The sequence below is a fragment of the Clostridium sp. YIM B02500 genome, assembly GCF_022324665.1.
GTDB classification, from domain to species: Bacteria; Bacillota; Clostridia; order Clostridiales; family Clostridiaceae; genus Clostridium; species Clostridium beijerinckii.
In genome coordinates, this window is record NZ_JAKGTE010000008.1 from 181,991 (window position 1) to 203,457 (window position 21,467).

General features: G+C 28.1%; 14 protein-coding genes. 1 reads left to right on the forward strand and 13 read right to left on the reverse strand.

Annotated features, from left to right (window positions below; translation table 11 throughout):
• The first annotated feature begins 285 nt into the window (after window positions 1-285).
• Window positions 286-1,449, forward strand: a complete 1,164-nt coding sequence (gene alr, locus L1S46_RS09230; RefSeq protein ID WP_238899810.1) for an alanine racemase — start codon at window positions 286-288, stop codon at window positions 1,447-1,449.
• 439 nt (window positions 1,450-1,888) lie between these two features.
• On the opposite strand, the gene L1S46_RS09235 is transcribed toward alr, so the two are convergent.
• The 13 genes from L1S46_RS09235 to L1S46_RS09295 form a co-directional block, all read right to left on the reverse strand.
• Entirely contained in the window at window positions 1,889-3,694 is a 1,806-nt protein-coding gene (locus L1S46_RS09235; RefSeq protein ID WP_238899811.1) for a dynamin family protein, read from the reverse strand.
• A 5-nt stretch (window positions 3,695-3,699) separates the two neighbouring features.
• Entirely contained in the window at window positions 3,700-5,472 is a 1,773-nt protein-coding gene (locus L1S46_RS09240) for a dynamin family protein (protein ID WP_065418749.1), read from the reverse strand.
• 6 nt (window positions 5,473-5,478) lie between these two features.
• A complete protein-coding gene (locus L1S46_RS09245) occupies window positions 5,479-6,168 on the reverse strand; it encodes a hypothetical protein (protein ID WP_077843286.1) in 690 nt (229 codons plus the stop codon).
• A gap of 8 nt (window positions 6,169-6,176) precedes the next feature.
• Window positions 6,177-8,690 carry a dynamin family protein gene (locus L1S46_RS09250; protein WP_238899812.1) on the reverse strand — a complete coding sequence of 838 codons (2,514 nt, stop codon included), beginning with the start codon at window positions 8,688-8,690 and terminating at the stop codon, window positions 6,177-6,179.
• A 766-nt stretch (window positions 8,691-9,456) separates the two neighbouring features.
• Window positions 9,457-10,188, reverse strand: coding sequence for an aminotransferase class IV (locus L1S46_RS09255; protein WP_238899813.1), 732 nt, complete (start codon window positions 10,186-10,188; stop codon window positions 9,457-9,459).
• Window positions 10,188-11,543 carry an aminodeoxychorismate synthase component I gene (pabB, locus tag L1S46_RS09260; RefSeq protein WP_238899814.1) on the reverse strand — a complete coding sequence of 452 codons (1,356 nt, stop codon included), beginning with the start codon at window positions 11,541-11,543 and terminating at the stop codon, window positions 10,188-10,190. The genes L1S46_RS09255 and pabB overlap by 1 nt, the downstream gene beginning before the upstream one ends.
• Window positions 11,530-12,120: an aminodeoxychorismate/anthranilate synthase component II gene (locus L1S46_RS09265; protein WP_238899823.1), complete on the reverse strand. Its 591-nt coding sequence runs from the start codon at window positions 12,118-12,120 to the stop codon at window positions 11,530-11,532. Before L1S46_RS09265 ends, pabB begins: the two co-directional genes overlap by 14 nt.
• Before the next feature lie 312 nt (window positions 12,121-12,432).
• Entirely contained in the window at window positions 12,433-13,614 is a 1,182-nt protein-coding gene (locus L1S46_RS09270; RefSeq protein ID WP_238899815.1) for a cyclopropane-fatty-acyl-phospholipid synthase family protein, read from the reverse strand.
• A 228-nt stretch (window positions 13,615-13,842) separates the two neighbouring features.
• Window positions 13,843-15,030, reverse strand: coding sequence for a class I SAM-dependent rRNA methyltransferase (locus L1S46_RS09275; protein WP_238899816.1), 1,188 nt, complete (start codon window positions 15,028-15,030; stop codon window positions 13,843-13,845).
• Between the two features lie 342 nt (window positions 15,031-15,372).
• Entirely contained in the window at window positions 15,373-15,810 is a 438-nt protein-coding gene (locus L1S46_RS09280) for an Hsp20/alpha crystallin family protein (RefSeq protein WP_238899817.1), read from the reverse strand.
• A 208-nt stretch (window positions 15,811-16,018) separates the two neighbouring features.
• Window positions 16,019-17,719, reverse strand: coding sequence for a methyl-accepting chemotaxis protein (locus L1S46_RS09285; protein WP_238899818.1), 1,701 nt, complete (start codon window positions 17,717-17,719; stop codon window positions 16,019-16,021).
• A gap of 432 nt (window positions 17,720-18,151) precedes the next feature.
• Window positions 18,152-19,525 (reverse strand): MFS transporter, encoded by a 1,374-nt coding sequence (locus L1S46_RS09290; protein WP_077829434.1) that lies wholly within the window; start codon window positions 19,523-19,525, stop codon window positions 18,152-18,154.
• A 242-nt stretch (window positions 19,526-19,767) separates the two neighbouring features.
• Complete coding sequence (locus tag L1S46_RS09295; protein ID WP_275297368.1) at window positions 19,768-21,429, reverse strand: glycoside hydrolase family 43 protein; 1,662 nt, start codon at window positions 21,427-21,429, stop codon at window positions 19,768-19,770.
• Window positions 21,430-21,467: the final 38 nt, after the last annotated feature.

Genomic DNA, 21,467 nt, shown 5'->3' on the forward strand with positions numbered 1-21,467 from the left:
TAAATAACTCACTATGTAAAATAATGTATGTTACTTCACAATTATTTATCCATATAATTTTTTGCAAAAAGAACATATAAAATATTAAAAACTCCTAATTAAACAGGTAGAAAATAGTATAAAAACCACTATATATATAAATTCTAACATTAGTGGTTCTTTTTTTATTTCTATCTATTAACTAAAATATATTTTGTAAGAATACTTAAATTAGTTTATAATCAATAGCGATTAAGATACTAAACATAGTTTTTAATATAAATAATAATTGTGAGGTGTAGGCAAATGCAAAAGATACTTAGACCTGTATATGCAGAAATAGATTTAGATGCAATAGCTTATAATATGAAAAATATAAAAAACTTAGCGAAAGATAAAGAGGTAATCGCGGTCGTTAAAGCGGATTGTTATGGTCATGGAGCTTTAGATGTGGTTCCAACTTTACTTGAAAATGGTGCATCAAGACTTGCCGTAGCAGTCCTAACAGAAGGAATTGAACTCAGAAATGATAATATAAAAGCCCCTATTATGATACTCGGATATACCCCTTCGTATCTAAATGAAGAATTAATAAAATATGATCTTGAACAAACTGTATACGACTTAGATTATGCGAAAGAATTATCAAAAACAGCATTAAGCCTTAATAAAAAAGCTAAAATTCACATAGCGATTGATACTGGAATGGGAAGAATAGGATTTCTACCAACTGAAAAAGCAATAGATGATATTTGTAAAATCTGTTCTTTAGAAGGACTAGAAGTAATCGGAATATTTACTCATTTTTCTACTTCTGATGAGAAAGATAAAGAATATACTAATGAACAATTTGAAAAATTTACGGATTTGCTAAAGAAACTTTCAGATCTTAATATAGAAATTCCTATAAAACACGTCTCTAATAGCGGTGCAATCATGGACATGCCAGAAACTTACCTAGATGCTGTTCGTGCTGGAATCATACTTTACGGATATTATCCATCAAATGAAGTAAAAAAAGAAAATCTTTCTTTAAAACCAGCATTGACATTAAAAGCAACTATAACACGTGTTCAGGAAATGGATGCAGGTATGTCTATAAGTTACGGAAGAACTTTTAAGACTGAGCGAAGAAGTTTAATTGCTACTATCCCAATAGGATATGCAGATGGTTATTCTAGATTACTAGCTAAAAATGCTAAAGTCATTATAAATGGACAATTTGCTTCCATTGTCGGAAGAATATGCATGGATCAATGTATGATAGATATTACAGATATTAATGGTGATATAAAAGTTGGCGATGAAGTTATAGTTCTCGGCGAACAAGATGGACTCAGATTTAATGCAGATGATTTCGCTGAAATAATGGGCACAATCAATTACGAAATACTTTGTATGCTTAAATATAGAATTCCGAGGGTTTATGTTAAAAACGGAAAAATATTTAATGTAAGAAATTATCTCTAGATTAAATCAACTTTACTTATAAAAACAAACCTGATATTTAGTTTTTTTATTAGTTCATAAGTTAGAAATAAGATACTTCTATATAATCGCAAATAGCGATGTATATGCAAATGTGCATATACATCGCTATTTATATTTATTAATAAAATCTTATATTGCTAGTTTCAATGTTTATCCTATAAACATTCTGGCATACTAATTTTAGAGAATATCGCCTCAAAATATAACTTTAATTGACTACCTTCCTATAGATCAAGGTTTATAAAGGGTTCCTTATTGAAAATTTGAAATATATCAAGCAGCGAAATTTTATATTCATATGGAACAAATATGTATTCAATTTCGGCTGATATCCATATAAGTTCAACTCTCATTGCAGAACCCTATATTTCTGTGCACTTTGAATGCATTAAATATTCTTATTTGCTTGAATATGCCTTTACTTTGTCAGATTTATAAGCAGGCATTTATATAATAAAAATTCTATTTCCTTCTTTAATCTAACTAATTCTTCGGAACTTATATTTTTCAATTCATCTTTTGTATTGGTGAATTCCTCACTTAATTCATCAAATAAAACTAATACTTCTTCTTTACTTATTTCTTTCAATTCATCTAAGTATTTTCTTAAAGACCCTTCAATATTATTAGCCCAATTATCTATAGCAGTTACAGATATTTCATTTATCTTTTTCTGCCATGTCAATGAATCATATAAAAAGAATATTGAATCCGTAAAAACATTTAAAGATTCAGTAATTCCCTTTAAAGATGTAGCCCTTATTGTTTTTAATAAATGATTTAAATTATTATTAACTTCTCCAACAGATGATTTTTCAAATGTATTAGAAAGCTTCTTTAAATTTTTACTAATAGCATAATCCTTTTCTGAATTATTGAATTTACCTTTATATACTGTCCTAAACATTTCTCCTGTAGCTCTTTCAATAGAATCCCCTCTATGCTTTTCTATGATATCTTCTACAACCTTGTTATATGAAGGTGTACTTCTTTTAACATTCTCCTTTAGCTTAATAATTTCTGCGTTTAGAATGTTCTCAACTTCTCTATTTAAATTAATAACTTCATCTTCAATATAGGTATTTAAGTTTTCAGTTTCCTCGCTTGTTAACTTTGGAACATAGTAGTGCTGCATTAAGGTGAAGGTTTCTTCCTTCATTGACCATTTGCTTTCATCGTATATATAGTTCGTAATATTCTCTTTGATTTTCATATCGGATTTTCCTATAAGCCTTACTGCTTTTAATTTTATTTTTACAAATCCGTTTTCTATAACATCTAGTATCTCATCTTTTTTATCTAAGAATTCCTTAATTACATTAGCTTTTTCTACTACCTCTTCTTTTTTACATTCTATTTCCGCAATTCTAGAACTGATTTTTATATCGCATTCACGCAATAAGTAATCCTGATAATTCTTTAGAGTTTCTGAAAGCTCTCCTTCTTTATCTGGATCATTAACTTTTTTGTATATATAGTTCCAGAGCTTATCTGTGTCAGGATTCTTTTCAATACTGCTTTCAATAAGAAATGTTTCTATATCTTTATGGATACATTCACAAACGCTATTTTTAATTTCATTGATTCTTTTATTATCCATATCTATATTTTGTGGGCACATATTTACTGCGAGTACAACTTCCACATTATTGTTTATAATTTCGCTAACATACTTTAAAAACTGAAAATCGTCTTCTCCAACTCCAGTTTTATACGACACAACATATATTATAAAATCACTTTCTGGTATAAAATTCTTTAAAACTTCTTCGTGCCTTTCAACAAGTGATCCATATCCAGGAGTATCGAAAATCCTCATTCCAGAATATCTCGAATCTTTACATGGTCCAATATATCTTAATCTATTTATATTACCATCTGGTTTTACTGTAAAATTCGAAAAACTATCATCATCCAAAACATCTATGCTTAAATCATTATTTATAGCAAATAAGGTTTCTTCAGAACTCTCGTCTATTATAACTTCTGTGACAATTCCAGTTGTTGGTTTAACGCTCTCCACTAGTATTTTCCTTTGAAAAATACTGTTTATTAACGCACTTTTTCCTGAGCTAGTTTCGCCTAGCATGACAATATAGTGAGCTGGATTAATTATTCTATCCTTTATTAATAAATTCTTCGATGTAATTTCATCATTATCAAGAATATTAACTACCTTATCAATCCTGTTTTGTCTATCAACGCAGTTTTTAAAAATATTCATAATATTTATTTCTCCTTATATTCCTCGATTAATTCCCTTAATATTTTTAAATCTTTTTCAAATTCTAAAATACTTTCTTCGTTATAAGTAGTTTCATACTGTTTTTCCAAGTCTTCCATATCTTGTTTAAAGACATTTTCTAAATTAGATTTCATTGCCTTTATAGATTCGTCTATTTCCTTTTGTTTTGCCATTAAATCTCCGGTTATTTCTTCTTTTAAATATATTTCTAAATCTTCTATCATTGGCTCCAAATCTTTTAAAGTATAATTAGCTCTACTTTCAACTATTTTTTTCCTCATATGATCTCCAATCAAAGAAAAGGCTAAACTTATTCCCATCCCAACCAAAATTCCTACAGGACCACCAAGCATTCCTACTGCTCCAACTGTCCCAATTACTCCGGTTGATACCCCAAGTAATGCTGGAATTGACTTTTCATATTTTATTGAACTCTTTTTATTAAAGAATGATATATTCTCATAGGTTCCATTAAAACCTTTTATTCTTATATTTTCAAATCTGCTATTTATATTTTTTATAAATTCACCAATACTGTTCAAAATCTCATCCATTATATCATTTATTGCTTTATCAGACGTCTCTTTATATATTAAGCTAAGTCTATTGCCATCAACTATTCCTTTATTTATAATTCTTCTTAATTCTACTCGTAAATTTTCAATGTTCTCTTTTATTACTTTAGATGAATTATCTATAATATTATTCATTTCATCTTCTGCATAAGTTCGAAAATCTCTTAATTTTCTTTTATTCTCCGATAACATTGTTTTTATCTCTTTGATTCTTTCTTCCTTTTCTAAAGTATTTTGATTGTCCTTATTTAATGCTAAAGTTTTATAAGTATTTATCCTATCATTAATGTTTTCTAAAGCTTCATTAACTCTTTGGCTTAAGACCTTCATTAAATCTTTATTATATTCCTTTGAAATATTTTTAATTTCTTCTATTACATTAACTATTCCTGAATTATTATAAGCTGCTTCATCTCCAGTGAATTTCCCTTTTACAGCCTCATAAACATTTACTATATCAACTTTTATATCTCTTTCTTCATTATGAGAATAACTTATACTACTTAATACGCCAGAGTTATGTTCTCTTGCCTCATTTGCATCTTCAACACTTTCATCATTCCATTTATTTTGAACAAAAATAGTATTAGCTAATTTAGGCCACAAAGCATTTATAAAGCTTTTCTCCGATCTTGTAATTGGTGGATTTGTCCTAATTAAAAATATTCCTGCTGTTAGCTTGTCTACATATTCTAAAGTAGTCTTCTGATTTTGTGGTGTCAAACTTCCAACACCAGGCAAATCTACAAGTACTATATCATCTTTTAAAACATCGCTCTTGTTATATAATACTATTTTCGATACTTTAAGATTATTGGCTTCATTATAATCATTATGTACATATTTTTCCAATTCTTTTATGCGTATATGCTCTTTTCTTCCGTTTAGATAATATACTACAGCTTCATCAGTATTTTCTCCATATCTAACCTCAACTGGTACGCAAGTTGTTTCATCAACATCTGTGGGTAATACATTTTCCTCCATTAGTATGGCATTTAAAAAACTACTCTTTCCTGCACCTTGAATCCCTAAAACAGGAACCATTATTTCTTTCTTATTCAAATTCTCAATAAAATGTTCAAAGTATCTGTTATAATCTATACCTTGCTTATCATTATTAAGATATTTTTCTAATAAGTTATAAAACCTTTCATCTTCTATTAAATTTATATATGTCATTTCCTATTATCTCCTTCTTCCAAAAAGCTTAGAAAAGAATGATTTATTTCCCCACTCTACCTCTTCTTGTATATAATCAATCTTATTATTAAGCTCATCCTCTAATTTACTTATTAATTCTATTATACTATCTTTATCTTCAATTTTACTGTCAATATCCTTAATTTTTCCTAAAATTGAATTTTTATTATTAATTAGATTATATTCTATAGATTTGTCTAAATATTCAACTTTATTTTCAATAGATTTTTCAACCAAGTCTACTTTTTCTTCTATCTTATCTAAGTTAATATTATCTAATTTATCTAAAATCGCTTCTTTATTACTTGCCGCATCTTTCACTACTTTTAATCCTAATATTGCCAATCTTTCTTCTATAGATTCAAATAATACCTTACTTTGCTCTTCCACACTCTTTTGTATTACTGCTTCCAATTTCGTTTCTGTCATTTCTCTTATTTTTAATATGCTTTTATTTAAATCTTCAAGTTTTTCTTCGAATTCTTCTTCATGAAACTCTTGAAAATTTTCTCGCAAGTCATTTATTTTTCTCTCAACTGGCTTTAATTTTTCAGTTAGCTCTTCTGTCATATTTCTAGATGCCCTTGAAAGTAAACTTAACATATCATCCTGTATTTCGCCCATTATATTTTTTGTAACTTCATCGCTTTGAATTAAAATTGATCTTTCTTCCATATATTCATTCATACTCCTTCCTCTTTAGAGGTATTCAAAAAATAGCTTAAAATCTTTTCAATAGTTTCTTGTTCTTCTACTCCTCTTGACAAAGGATTTTCAATCAGTTTTTCTTTTATAACTTTATAATCACTTATCAAAAATTCATGAATTTCCTGTGATTCTATTAATGCCATATTATATATTGGATTTTTGGAATTAATTAATATATATTCAGTCCTTATACTACTAAACCTACTAATAACTTTATCTTTTAGGTTTTTAACTTCTATCAGAAGCTCCTCTATATTATTTGCATTTATAAATTCTCTGCATGAATCTATTACTAAATTCACTGATAAATTACTATTCTCCTTAAAGAAATAGTTTAAATTTCTGCTTTCTAAAATCTGCTTCTTAGAATTTCCAATTTGTATTCCATTAAAAATAATAAACATACTATAAGTAATATCTTTTATTTGTTTAAGTTTTTCATAAAATTTAAGCGTACCTTTTCCAGATTCATAGATAATAGCTATATCTTCAAAACTATATAAACCTTCTCTCTTTATTAATTCACATTCTTCAAAATCTAGATCAATTCCATACATTCTAGAAATGAAATCTCTGCAAGAATCTATATCCCATGTCCAAAAAAGCTTTAGTCCCCTACTGTTGGACTTTTCTTCACACTTTTTATTTATATATTTTCCAACTAATAGGTAGTTCTTTTCTAAAATTTTATTACTCAGCATATAAAAGTTATAATGTAACCTTGAAATACTGTATGAAATATTTTTTTCATAATTATCACTTGTTATTGCTACCTCATTTTTCACATCAACTCTTAAATTAGAAAGCTTGTCTTTAATGCCTATTAGATCCTTAGTTACTTCTCCTATATCATAAAGCTCTATATTTTGCTCTTTTTTTTCTTCAAATTCTTCTGTTCTTCTTGATACTTCCTCATAGAAAGTATCTATTGCTTTTGTATATTGATTACTCCATTCCTTTAATATACTTATATATTTATTCTTATTTTCACTACATATTTTTTGGGCCCTCTTAATAGTCTCATCTTTATCAATTATTCTCTCGTCATATCCTACTTCTTTATATCCCCAGTCCTTGTCAAATATATTAGACAATAATCTTTTCCCCTTATTTAGAACCCCTTCTTTCTTAAATAACACAGTTCTTTCTTCATATTTATGCTTAATCTCAACATTTTTACTTTCGATACTCGGCAAAACATAAGAGGATCTTATATCTAAATTAAGACTATCATATATTCTTCTTTTATCTTTTTCACACCTCTTAACAGTGCTTAAAATATCACTTTCAATATATAAATTTTTATTGTTAATTCTATCTACTATGTCTAAATAATCTTCAATATTTTCAGATGATACAGATGATATTTCCTTTATTATATTTGAAGTAATGTTTTCAATTTCTTTAATCTTTTCAGCTATTTCATTCTGAGCAGTCTCAAATTTATTTGCAAGATTATCAAGCTCTTTATTACTTACTTTTATTAAATCTTCTATTTCACCTAAATTATTTCCCTTTATAATTTCTTGATCAGTTGAAATTATGCTATTAATTTTTTCTATTAGACTTTCAGCTCTCCGTCCATTAAGCTTTGGAATAGTATTTTCCGCACAATTTTCTATAGCATTAATAAACATTTCAAAATTAGAATTATCATATCTTTCCTTATCTTTATCTACAATTCCCAAAAGTCCATTAAGTGCTGATATTTGAATAACTTCCGATATTTCTTTATCATCTGTAATTTCCATTAAGAGCCTCTCTGCTCTCTTTTTATACTTTTTTAATATAGTAACTTTATCTTCTTCAACTATTCCATTCCTGCCAATCTTTTCTTCAATTGAATCTATCATGTTTTGTACTAGGATTATCTGCTTGTCTTTCTCACTTACTATCTTAATTTTTTCAGCATTCGTTGCATCACTATTAGCCTTAACCGTAGTCACAAATATGCATATATCTATAGTTGGAAGTAATATCTCCAATGTCAATTTTTCATGATTTTCTAAGTTCCATGCATCTAATCCTGGACTATCGATTATATGTATTTTCTCATCTAACATAAAATAAGGTGTTTTTATATCAATCTGAGTAACATTAAGCGTATTTCCAGGATTCCTGCTCTCATCCGCATATTCTGCTATAGCATCTTCATTTAGATTTTCCGTCTCTAATATTTTAGGTCCACTATCCTTAAAATAAATAACAGCTTGTCTCTTTAATCCTTTTGATGCCGTAATTATAATACTTGAACTAGGCCTTATAGCCATGGGTAAGATCTTTTCACCAAGAAGCGCATTTACTAAAGTAGATTTCCCACTACTAGTTATCCCCATAATAGCAATTCGTATTATATTGTCATCATAAATACTTTTTCGTTCTTCAAACCATGCTATATCCCTATTGTATCTATTCTCTCTATAATTATTTTTACTTAAAACTCCTCTTATCTGATCAATTATATTCAATATGTAATTATCTTTTCTCATAAAACTCTCCATAACAACTATACTAATTCATACTATATCTTCCTTATGTATTTTCATAGTTCTGATAAGGCATATGAAATAAAATAACAAATTCAAAATGCCATGATTATTTTTCATTAGGCAAAAAATGGACTCATAGCAAGTCTATTAGTGCAATCTGCTGATAAGTTAAAGTCCAAATCTATGATTTGGTTTCTTGAACTTAGTTAACCTATTTATTAGTTAATCTCCTATAAAAATTATTTGGTGTGACTCAGTTAAGCAGACATCCAAATCTGTGATTTGATGATGATCGCTTACTCTGTGAGTACTCATGGAGCGTAGCGAGTCGAGTTTCCTCTATAATGAGAAATAGACTCGACAGATGAACTTATTGTTTTTTTAATTATGCCTAAATATATCTTATCATAATTAAGCATACTTATCTAAGCAAATACTTACTGAATAATAAAAATTTCACAATTTTATTTCCAAATTCTACACAATAATATGTGTTATTGCTAAAAAAACCCTATTATATATTTTAACTTGTCAGATTTATTATTAATTAAGAATCACTTATATTAATTTGCCAAATATAAAAACTTGAAAGAAATATCTAAGTATTCTTTCAAGTTTTTTATAAATGTATATATTGCAAAAATAATTTTTCATCATAATTCTAAAAATATTGTAAGGATTTTAGTCGTGATTGTGAATTTCAATATATATATCAAAATCTTCATAAACCAGAAATTTGTGCTTTGTTTTAATTATAAGTATTATTCTAATTTCTCAAATTTTCATTAAATATATGTCTAAACTTTTCACTATTATATTTAGTTTCATTAATCTGTTTTATAGACATTGCCCCCATTATACTATTTGTTATAATTACCTCTTCTGAATGTGTTAAATCATCTATAGTAATGCTTTTTTCAGTCACCTTAAATTTTTTCATAATCTTATCTCTTATTATACCTTTTAATAATCCATCTTCACTATTTGGAGTAAAAATTTCATTATTTTTTATCATAAATATATTTGCACAGCTCGTTTCTGTAACATTACCTTTTTCATTTAAAAATATCACATCATCGTAGCCTAATTTCTTAGCATTCTCTTTTTCAATTATGTTTTCTATATAGCATGTAGATTTGATAGAGGCCAATCTTGAAGTACTGTTACGTCTTACCTTTGAAATTGTTAACGACATTCCTTTTTTATAATCGTCATTTTTATATGCAATTTCTCTTTCGGTTATTATAATGTTTAAAGGTGTAACAGTTATTTTTAATACTTTGTTTTTTATCTCCAACTTATTTAAATGATCTCTTAAAAATTTTTCTTCCACTAATGGCTGTAAATTTAATTCCATCATATCTTTTTTTAATCTCTGTAAATGCTCTTCTAAATATATTGGTTTTTCCTTACAAAGAATTGTTTCAAATATTCCTCTTCCAAAAAATAATCCATCGTCAAGCATTACTTTATCATAATTATGAACTATCCTTCTCACTATAATACCTCCATCAACGCTTTAGCTTTGTCTATTGTCTCTAACCACTCCTCTTCTTCAATAGATTCCCATGTTATTCCTCCACCAACTCCTAAATACGCTTTATTACCTTTTTTTAATATAGTTCTAATAACTATATTAAAATCACTATTTCCTCTTAAATCGAAGTATCCTATAGACCCTGTATATATATTTCTTTTTAGCTTCTCAAGCGCTTCTATTATTTCCATTGCTCGTATTTTAGGCGCTCCTGTAATTGATCCCCCTGGAAAACACTCCCTTATGCACTTTACTGAAGACACATTTTCTCTTAATCTTCCTTCTATTGTTGCCACAAGATGAAATACAGTTTCATACTCCTCTAACTTAAAAAGTTCTGTAACTTTTACTGATTTAGATTTACAAACTTTACTCAGATCATTTCTTTCTAAATCAACAATCATTAAAAGCTCGGATTTATCTTTTTCTGAAGCCATTAACTCATTTCTGTTTTTCTCATCTTCATCATAATTTTTTCCTCTAGGTCTAGTTCCTTTGATTGGTCTTGTTTGAACCTTTCCATCTATAATTGATAAAAATCTTTCAGGTGAAGAACTTATTATTTGAAAATCCTTAAAATTCATATATGCTGAAAATGGTGCTTTATTTGTATTCCTCAATTTTCTATATATTTCATATGGCTTTTCATTATTATTACACCATATCCTCCTAGTCATATTAGCTATATACACATCTCCACTTCTTATATATTCTTTAAGAGATGCTATAGCTTTTTTATACTCTTCTTTATCAAAATTTGAAAAGAATTCATTATTTGTTTTTTCTAAATTTACTGGAACACTCTTAATATAATTTTCTAAGCACTTTTCTATATTTAATATACTATTTTTAGATTCCTCAAGCTGTCCAACTGAAGTTATATAAGTTTTTTTATTTTGTAAATCAAATATTATTAGATTGTCAAAGAAAATAAAAATACTATCAGGTATACTAAAATCTTCCTTTGATTCATCTGGCAGATCCTCTAACACTCTTCCTATATCATAAGAAAAATAACCAATAGCACCACTAACAAAAGGAAGTTTGCTATTAATACTAATTTTATAACTCTCAATAATTTTATCCAATTTTTCAAATGGATCTACATCATTATATTCTTCATTATCAATAGTTACTTTTCTCCCCTTAGAGATAAATTTTTTATATGGATTCAATCCGATAAAAGAATACTTGGATAATAATTTGTCTTCTTTCGAACTATCTAAAAATATAGAATCTTCACTATCTTTAAAAATATCATATGTATAAAAAGGATTATAATATGTATTTAACTCTTTAATCTTAAAATCTACCATTTCTAAACCTCTTGCACTCTAAAATAAAATTTTCTAAGATTTTATGCCCTTCTTCCGTAAGTTCTGCTTCTGGATGGAATTGAACTCCATATATAGGTAATTCATTATGTCTAATTCCCATGATTACCCCATCTGACGTTTCTGCCGTAACCACTAATTCTTTTGGGAGTTTCTTCTTATCAATAATTAGAGAATGATATCTTGTTACCTTTAATGGATTTTTAACATTATGGAATATTCCGCTATTATTATGTGTTACTTCACTTATTTTACCATGCATAGGCCTGTCGCCTTTAATTATTTCTCCGCCAAAATAATGTCCTATACACTGATGTCCAAGACATATACCCAATATAGGAGTTTCATTTTTAAATTTATCAATAATATCTAGGCACAAGCCTGCTTGCTTGGGATTTTTAGGTCCTGGTGAAATAACTATACCATAATATTTATTGTTTCTGATGCTCTCAATATTAATTTTATCATTTCTAACTACATCCACAATGTCTCCAATCTCTTCAAAATATCTGACCAGATTATATACAAACGAATCATAATTATCTATCATTAGTAACACTTTAATCATTCCTTTTTAACTTTAATTATTATAACTATATATGTTATTATTAAGTTTCTGCATTTCTATCTTAATTGGACTCTTGTTCTTGAGCTACTATAATTTTAAATATAAATTTATTATTTCAACATATATACTATTAGTCACATATTTATTTTAGCATTAAATAAAACTCTGTTCCATCGGTTGTATTTTCTCGTTCGTAATTTAAAATAATATCTAGTCAGTCTTACTCCTCACAATAAATTACATTAAGTATCTTGTATTACTACATAAGAATTACTTATATGTATAATAAATAATATATAAATTTTATTTATTGTACATATATTCTCTTGTCATAGGAATATCATCATTTATTCCTTTAGAAATTAGTAATTGATGAATATCTATCACTCCATTATTAAATATTGCCGCACATGAACAAAGATAAAGTTCCCACATTCTTACAAATTTTTCATCAAACATTTTAGAAACTTCACTTAGATTGTTATTAAAATTCTCTCTCCAATATAGTAAAGTCTTAACATAATGCCTTCTAAGATTTTCAACATCGATGGTATGGAAATTATAATTACTACAAATGTCTATAATTTCTCTAAAACTTGGAATAACCGCTTCTTTAAGAATATACTTTTTAATCCATGGATCTACAGAATATTCTTTTAATGAATTGATATAATCTAATAAACATAACCCTTTTGGTTTTAAGACAGAATCAATATTTTTTATAAATAATTCATAATTCTCTCTTCCTATATGCTCAACCATGCCAACACTTACAATTCTATCAAATGATAATCCACTTTCAGCTAAATTTCGGTAATCCATAAGTCTAACTTCTAGTAATTTTTCAAGCTTTCTTTCTTTTATTCTTTCATTAAATTTTTTATATTGCTCTTTGCTTAATGTAATTCCAATACCATGAATACTATATTTTTCTGCTGCTTCAATAAGTAAAAATCCCCACCCACATCCTACATCCAAGACGCTCATACCTTCTTTTATGTCTAACTTTGCTAGTATATGATTAATTTTATTAATTTGTGCGTCATGCAAACTATCATTATTTGATTTAAAATATCCACATGAATATGTCATAGTATCATCAAGCCATAAACTATAGAAATTATTCCCTATATCATAGTGCTCTTGAATCTCACCTTTTTGTTTTTTTGAAGAATTGGATTGAAAAATCGTATTTTTTACTGGCTTACTACCTGATGAGATTTTATCAATCTGACTAATAAATATATTTATAACTTCAAATAAATCTCCTTTTATCTCTATATTCCCTTTCATGTAAGCTTCACCAATAGCAAGGAACGTACTTCTAATTAAGTCTGTTTTACTTATTTCTCCCTTAATATTTATTTCGAATTGAGGTGTGCCCTTCCCTATAATAAATTCTTTATTATTTTGAAACTTAATCCTATATGGTATATCATCAAACTTTGACAAATATTTAACATAAAGACTATTTATTAGATTCATATAGAATTCCTTTCTATAATTTAAATACTGATTAATTTATACTATTATATAATTTCAAATATGCTATACATTAAATTCTATATTCAATATAAATAATTAAAGAGACAGTCGAGAACGCACAATAATTTTACGCTTCTCTAACTATCTCTTAACTAACTTCTCAAGTCATTTCATTTTGTATAATTATCTTTTTCCTCATTTTATTTGCTAATTTTTTTGTTACTTTCTTTAGTACATTTTTACAATCACAACTTTTAAATAATTTCCCTCAGGAAATTTATCTGTAACTGCAAAATCTTCTGGAAGAGTATGTTCTTCTAGAATTTCATAATTTCTATGTGATTCTTTAAAAGCTTCATCTATAAATTTCTTAAATTTGCCCATATTAAAAGTAGCACAGTTTGTTGAAGCTACAATTACTCCTTCATCCTCTGTTATATCTATAGCTGATTTAACCAATCCTTTATAGTCTTTTGCTGCACTGAATCTATTATCTTTTGATGTTGCAAAGCTTGGCGGATCAAGAATAACCACATCAAATTTTAATTCTTCCTTTTTTGCACGTTTAAAATATAGGAAAATGTCTTCAACAATTATTTCATGTTTTGTGAAATCAATATTATTTATAGTAAAGTTCTCAGTTGTTTTTTCTAGACTTCGGCTTGCTAAATCAACACTTGTAGTAATAGCACCACCTTTTGCAGCTGCCATTGAAAATGCTCCTGTATATGAAAAAGTATTTAAAACTTTTTTATTATTGGAGTATTTATCTTTGATAGACTTTCTTACTTCCTTTTGGTCTAAAAATATTCCAACCATAGCCCCATCATTTAAATAAATTGAGAAATTAACTTTATTTTCTTTAACTATAAGAGGTTCAGGTGCTTTTCTTCCACAAACATAGCTATCTTCATCTACAACCATACCATTTTCTTCAAATCTCTTTTTTTCATATATACCATCAAAAGAAACTAAGCTTTTTATAGCTTTAATTATATTGTCTTTAAATGTATATATACCTCTGCTATACCAAGTGATGAGATAATATTCATCGAAATAGTCAATCGTAAGCCCACCTATTCCATCGCCTTCACCATTAAATACTCTAAATGCAGACGTGTCTTTTGAATGATAAAATTTCATTCTTTTGGAAAATGCATTCCTAATCTTATCATAGAAAAATTTATAATCCAAATTGCTATTTTTACTGTTACTTAAAATCCATCCACAGCCTTTATTTTGTTTCCCATAATACCCCTTTCCTAAGAAAGTCTTTTTTTCATCTATAAGGGTTATGATTTGTCCTTCCTCTTTTAAATCTTTTATATTATCAAAAGCTTCTTCAAGAATTAAAGGATATCCATTTTTATATTTCTTAACAAATTCTTTTTTTACTGTAAGTATTGCTTCTTTCATATATGTATTTACCTTCCCGAAAACTATTGTATTAAATTCTAAATAATTATACCATAAATCTAAACTAGTTAATTACTAATTTAAAATTACATATTTTATCGTGTACACTATACATTATTGTTTCTTTGCTCCAGATTAGATACTGATTAATTTATACCATATATAATTTTAAATATGCTATAGATTAAACGCTATATACAATAGAAGTTATTTAAGAGATAGTCGTGAACCCGCAATAATTGTACGATCCAACTATCTCTTAAATAACTTCTCTATTCATTTCATTTTTGTCTAATATTTTATACATCAAATTACATATAATATACTTGTTTAATCTATAAACTATTGAATTGAAATTCTACTATCGTCTCTTATAGCTTCGTTTAATTTAGGTAATATAATTTGCAATTCTCCATTTTGGAATTTTGCAGAAATTCTTGATTTATCAACGTTCTCAACATGAAAAGTCCTTGATATTTTTCCATAAGCTCTTTCTCTTCTAATATAATTATCTTTTTCTTCATTTATTTCTTCATTTCTAAGAGCAGAAATAATTAAAGTATTGTCTCTGTATTCAAGGTTTATATCTTCTTTCTTAACACCTGGTAATTCTGCACTAACTAAATATTCATTTTGAGTTTCTCTTATATCAGCATTAAATTTTTGGTTATTTCCAAGGCCAAAACTCATTGGTGAAAAGAAATCATCATTGAAAAAATCTTCAATTGAGCCTCCCTTCTTGTCTAATCCATTAGTTCTAAAAGGTATCAATCCAAACATACTAAGACCTCCTTAAGATATTTATTATTTGTTTTTACAAGTAAATTATAGCTAAAAGGTCAAAGAAGGTCAAAATCAGTTTTTGTCCTTTATTTTTTTTCTCTTACTATATATTTCTATAATATTAAATTATCTTTTACTTAATAGTATTTGCTTTTATTTTCTCTAATTTTTTATTGCTTATATATTTTTCATAATCTCTATTCTTTCACTTTGATTTCAAATCATATTTAGACATCTTTTCGGCTATATTTTGGGCTTGAAGTGATAATTCTTCAGTTGATGCCGCAGTTTCTTGTGCCTTAGCTGTGTTAATCTGTATAACTTCAGAGATTTGGTTAACTCTCGTTGTCATTTTCATTATCTCATTTGTTTGATCTTGCGATGCTAGTGATATTTCATTGACCAATTTAGCACTATTATCTACATTAACCACTATATTTTGTAATGAATTCGAGGCCTCTTTTGCTAAACCTTCACCTTTTTTAACTGCAAATAAAGAATTTCCTATTAACATATTAGTATTTTTAACTGCATTTGAGCACTGTTCGGCTAAGCTCTTAACTTCATTAGCTACCACCGCAAATCCTTTTCCAGTTTCTCCAGCTCTCGCAGCCTCAATAGCTGCATTCAGCGCCAAAAGGTTTGTTTGTGATGCTATATTTTCTATAGAACTTGTAATCTTTGAAATCTGATCGGAAGATTCAGCAATCTCCTCTATAGATTTCATTAACTCTTCCATTTTGTGATTTCCTTCAGATACAATATTCTTGGTACTTTCCGATACTTTATTAGCTTCCTCTGCATTTTGGGCGTTTATAGTAACTTTAGTTAATATTTTATTAAAATTGTCTAAAAGTTTTTCTATTATACTTGCTTGATTTGTTGCTCCATCTGATAGTTCTTTTGTAATTAGTGATATTTGTTCTGATCTATTTGATGTTAACTCTACCGCCCTTGATATACCATAGAAATCACTATTCAATGTGTTTATAATACTCTCAAGCGACTCTTGTATCGGAATAAAATCGCATTTATATTGCACATTTTTCTCTAACTCTATATCCAAATTTCCAACTGATATTTTTTCTAAAATTGTTGTAATATCATCTACATATGAATCTATCATCTCAATAGCGCTAATCAAATTACTTGCCATCTCCCCCATTTCATCTGTAGATTCATAGCTACTTTCAACTTTGAGATTTCCATATAATAATTCTTCAGATATTTCTTTTATATTATTAATTCCTTTAATAAATATATCTGTCAACACACCGCTTATTGTTGACGTAATTATTAATGTACTGATCATTATGATTATTATAAATCCTAATATTATATTGTTAATTATATCTACCTTATGTAAAAAATTAGACGTTTGTTTTTGAGACTGTTTATATACTTCTATAACTTTATCTGCTATTCCATCTATTTGATAAGAATATGTATTTTCCATTACTGCTAAGGCTGATATCTTCTCTTTCTTATTTATCAATTCCACTATATCACTTCTACTTTTTGCGGCTAATTCTACAGATGAATTAATCTCATCAATTAGCTCATAATCAGGTAGTGTTTCTTTTAAAATTTTAGAATTACTATCGAATTCTTTTACTTCTTCATTTACTAATTCTAAATATTTTTGTTCTTTCTCCATATCTTCCTCAGCTATTGCTTTATAAAGATTTTTCTCTATTTTTTGTAAACTAATTCTCATATTTGATATATTATCTGAAAGTGCATATGATTTCCTATATGACAAATTGGTTTTATAAGAAAACATATATAAAATACTTACTATTATAATCATGCTTATTATTGTAAACATATTGATTATTAAGAATGATTTTTTTATTTTCTTATTTATTGGATCTCCTGATATAAGTTCATGTAATCTTTGGTACATAACTGTTTCCCCCCGAATAATAAAATACATTTTTCCTTTTTATAATCATGATTAATTTATCTTTCTTGCTAATTAATCACCGAAATTAATGATGGTATGAGTTTTAATTGCATTAATTTTTCTTTTCGCCATTTAATTGATAATGAATTTCATTTACTATTATATCAATTTATGTACCAAATTCAAGACATATATGAAAAAATATGAAATTTAAGTAATTCTATAATTTTTTATAACATAAAAAAACCTCTCTATAAATTTGATATCTATAGAAAGGTTTCCCCTTTACTAATAATTGGACATTTCTATTAGCTGACAACATTTCATGTGCTTATCCAAACACATCTATGAATCTTTAAAACATAACTATTACTTTTACATAAATATTTTCCCTCAACACCTAGTCTTATATATAGAATAAATTTCCATAAATTATGCTCTTGTATTTAATTCACTCAATACTCTTTCATGTTCTTTTTCATCTAAGTTATAGAAGAATATTGCAACAAGTTCAATAATTACAAATATTACTGGAATTGCAGTCATTGTGATTAAAATGCCATGTAATGCTGTCTCAGTTTGAGCGTGATTTGCAACATAACCGAATTTCGCTAGTATTAATCCAGGAACAATTCCTCCAATCGCCATACCAAACTTGAAGAAGAATCCAACTAGCGCATAAATAACACCACTTGCACGTTTACCTGTCTTATATTGACCATAATCGATAGTTTCAGGAATTAGCGCCCATGTGAAGGCACCTGCAGTGATGGTACCCAATGCTGCGATTAATCGTCCTGCAAATACAAGTGGAACCATTGTTGCAGGAATAACAAATAAAGCTATTAATCCAATTGCTTTCAAAGATAAAGCAGTAAATAATAATTTTTTCTTACCCATCCATTTATACATTAATGGCATTAACGGCATAAGTATTAGTGCAGGTAGAGTTCCCATTAAACCATACCATTTTACTAAATCTGGTCTTGCAACATTATAAGTAACATAATAAATTCCAACAGAATTAACTATTGAGTTAACGCCAAAATTAAGAATAAAGAACATACATATGATAACTAGTGGACGATTTGACTTTAACTGAATAAAAATATCTTTAACATTGATTTTTGCATCTTCAGAATGATCTATTTGAACGCGCTCTTTAGTATTCAAGAAGCAAAAGATTAGTAGAAGTGCACCTAAAATCCCCATTATTGACATGGTAATTTGCCATCCTGTGCTTGTTTTTCCAGTCATATTTGTAAATATTCCAGCTAAAAGCGGTACACCAAAAGAAACAATTAATCCTCCGGTATTTGAAAATAACATTCTGATTGAAGTTAGGCTTACAACTTCCTTGTTATCTTGAGTAATCGCTGAAGTAAGTGCTGCATAAGGAATGTTAACCACTGAATAAGTTACTGATAATAGTATATAAGTAACATACGCATATACTAATTTCATAGGATCTGAAAATGCTGGAGTGGTAAAACAAAGTATAGCTACTCCTGCAAATGGAAAAGCACCATATAAGATATATGGACGAAATCTTCCGTATTTTGTATTCGTTTTATCCACCACTGTCCCAATTAGTGGATCCATTACAGCATCAAACAGTCTTACTATTAGAAACATGAATCCAGCTGCTGCAGCCGAAATTCCAAAAACGTCTGTATAGAAGAATAGTAGATAGCTACTTACTGTTTGATAAATAAAGTTACAAGCTAAATCTCCTGTGGCATACCCCACCTTTTCTTTCATAGTAATTTTTTCAGAAATCTTAGATCTTACTTGACTGATATTCATTTAAAATTCATCCTCCATTTTTAATTTATAATATTTTTCTTCATACACTTCTATAAAATTTTGTATTTTCTAAATATCTATCCTCCTTATAATTTAGTATTTATATAGTCGGTTGCGGGATTCCGCAACCTTTAACTGGTCCAATCTTTTAAAAATCATATATTTACAGCTTGTTTTGATAAAAGCATAAAATAAATCGTTTACCTCTATCTGTTTAATAAGCAATTCATATTTTAATAAAACTATATTAGGTTTTCTTTATACATAAAGTAATCAAAATCAGCAGATTTATTATTTCCGCTAACATCCTGACAGTGCATACCTACAAATGCCCCTGTAAAGCACGCTCCTCCACCTACATAATCATCTGATAATTTTTTAGATTCAAAACTTGTAGGTACTTCCTTCCATTCCACTCCATCAAACGAATAAAAGAACTTATATTCCTCAACCCTAACTTCTACTTTTAGATGTACGTATTCAACATTTTCTGGCACTGGTATCATATTTTGAGCTAGTGGTTGTGAAAATTCAAAGTTATCACAAGAAATAATATCAATTACTCTTCCTTTTTCTTCATTCCAAGTTACATCAATTGTTGTCCAATTTTCTGTGTTATAGTAGCATACAAGACCTGCTGATTGCTGAAAAGTATCTGGATTGAAGGACACACCTGTTGCCGCATCAAAATTAAAAGATTGCCACCTTCTAGCGACTAAAGCCTGTGTAAATTTAGATATTAATGATTCTTTTCCGTATAATCTCATATTTCCTGGATTTTCTGTTAAGGACATTATATCCTCAGTCAACGGAATACGTAGTGATTGAAAATTAATGTTCAATTTATCATTGTCGAAATGATCTAATTCCTTAAAACTAGGTTCCCATTTTACTTCTTTCATATTAGGAGCATCAATTTCTATTGAACCTTCTTTACCACCTACTACATATGGCCATCCATCAATCCACTCAAGTTTTTGGATAGCTGTTTCTCTTCCAAGTGGACAATATCCTCTTGGCGCTGTATGTGGAAGTGGTTTCCCAGTTTCTTTATCATATCCTCTCACTTCAGTGCCAGGAACTTCATCTGATGGAAGTGGCCTTCCTGTTAAATGAACTAAATACCATTCATCAGTATGAGTGTGTACAATAGATGCATGACCACATTTTTGTAATTCATTTCTAGGCTTGTCCCACGCAGTAAGAATAGAATTATCTGGGTGTATTTCATAAGGTCCTTCAATATTTTTAGAACGTGCTATTGTAGCAGCATGCTCATATTTTGTTCCACCTTCAGCTGTTAAAAGATAATAATAATCACCAATCTGATATAAGTGAGGACCTTCTGTTAGTTTAAGATCTGTCCCCTTAAAAATCAGTTTAGATTCCCCAATTAATTTTTCTTTTTCTGGAGAATATTCTTGCATTACAATACCTGCAAATCTATGGTTATATACCCTATTATCAAACAGCATATTCAATAAATATTTTTTCCCATTTTTATCATGGAATAAAGAAGGGTCAAAACCTGAACCATTTAACTTAACTGGTTCACTCCAATCTCCATCAATAGTTTCACAAGTAACTAAATAGTTGTAGCAATCTTTCCAAATTCCTTTTGTAACTTTTACATCTGTATATATTAGCCAAAATTTATTGTCACTATAGCTTAAACATGGAGCCCATATACCACCAGAATCAGCATTTCCTTTCATGTCAAGTTGTGAAATTCTATTTAGAGGGTGAGCAACTAGATTCCAATTAATTAAATCTTTAGAATGATAAATTTGCACTCCAGGAAACCATTCAAAAGTGGATACTGCAATATAATAGTCCTCACCTACCCTACAAATACTCGGGTCTGGATTAAATCCTCTTAATATTGGATTTTTAATTTTCATCATTAACTTCTCTCCTTTAACTAATAAAATATTTATTATAT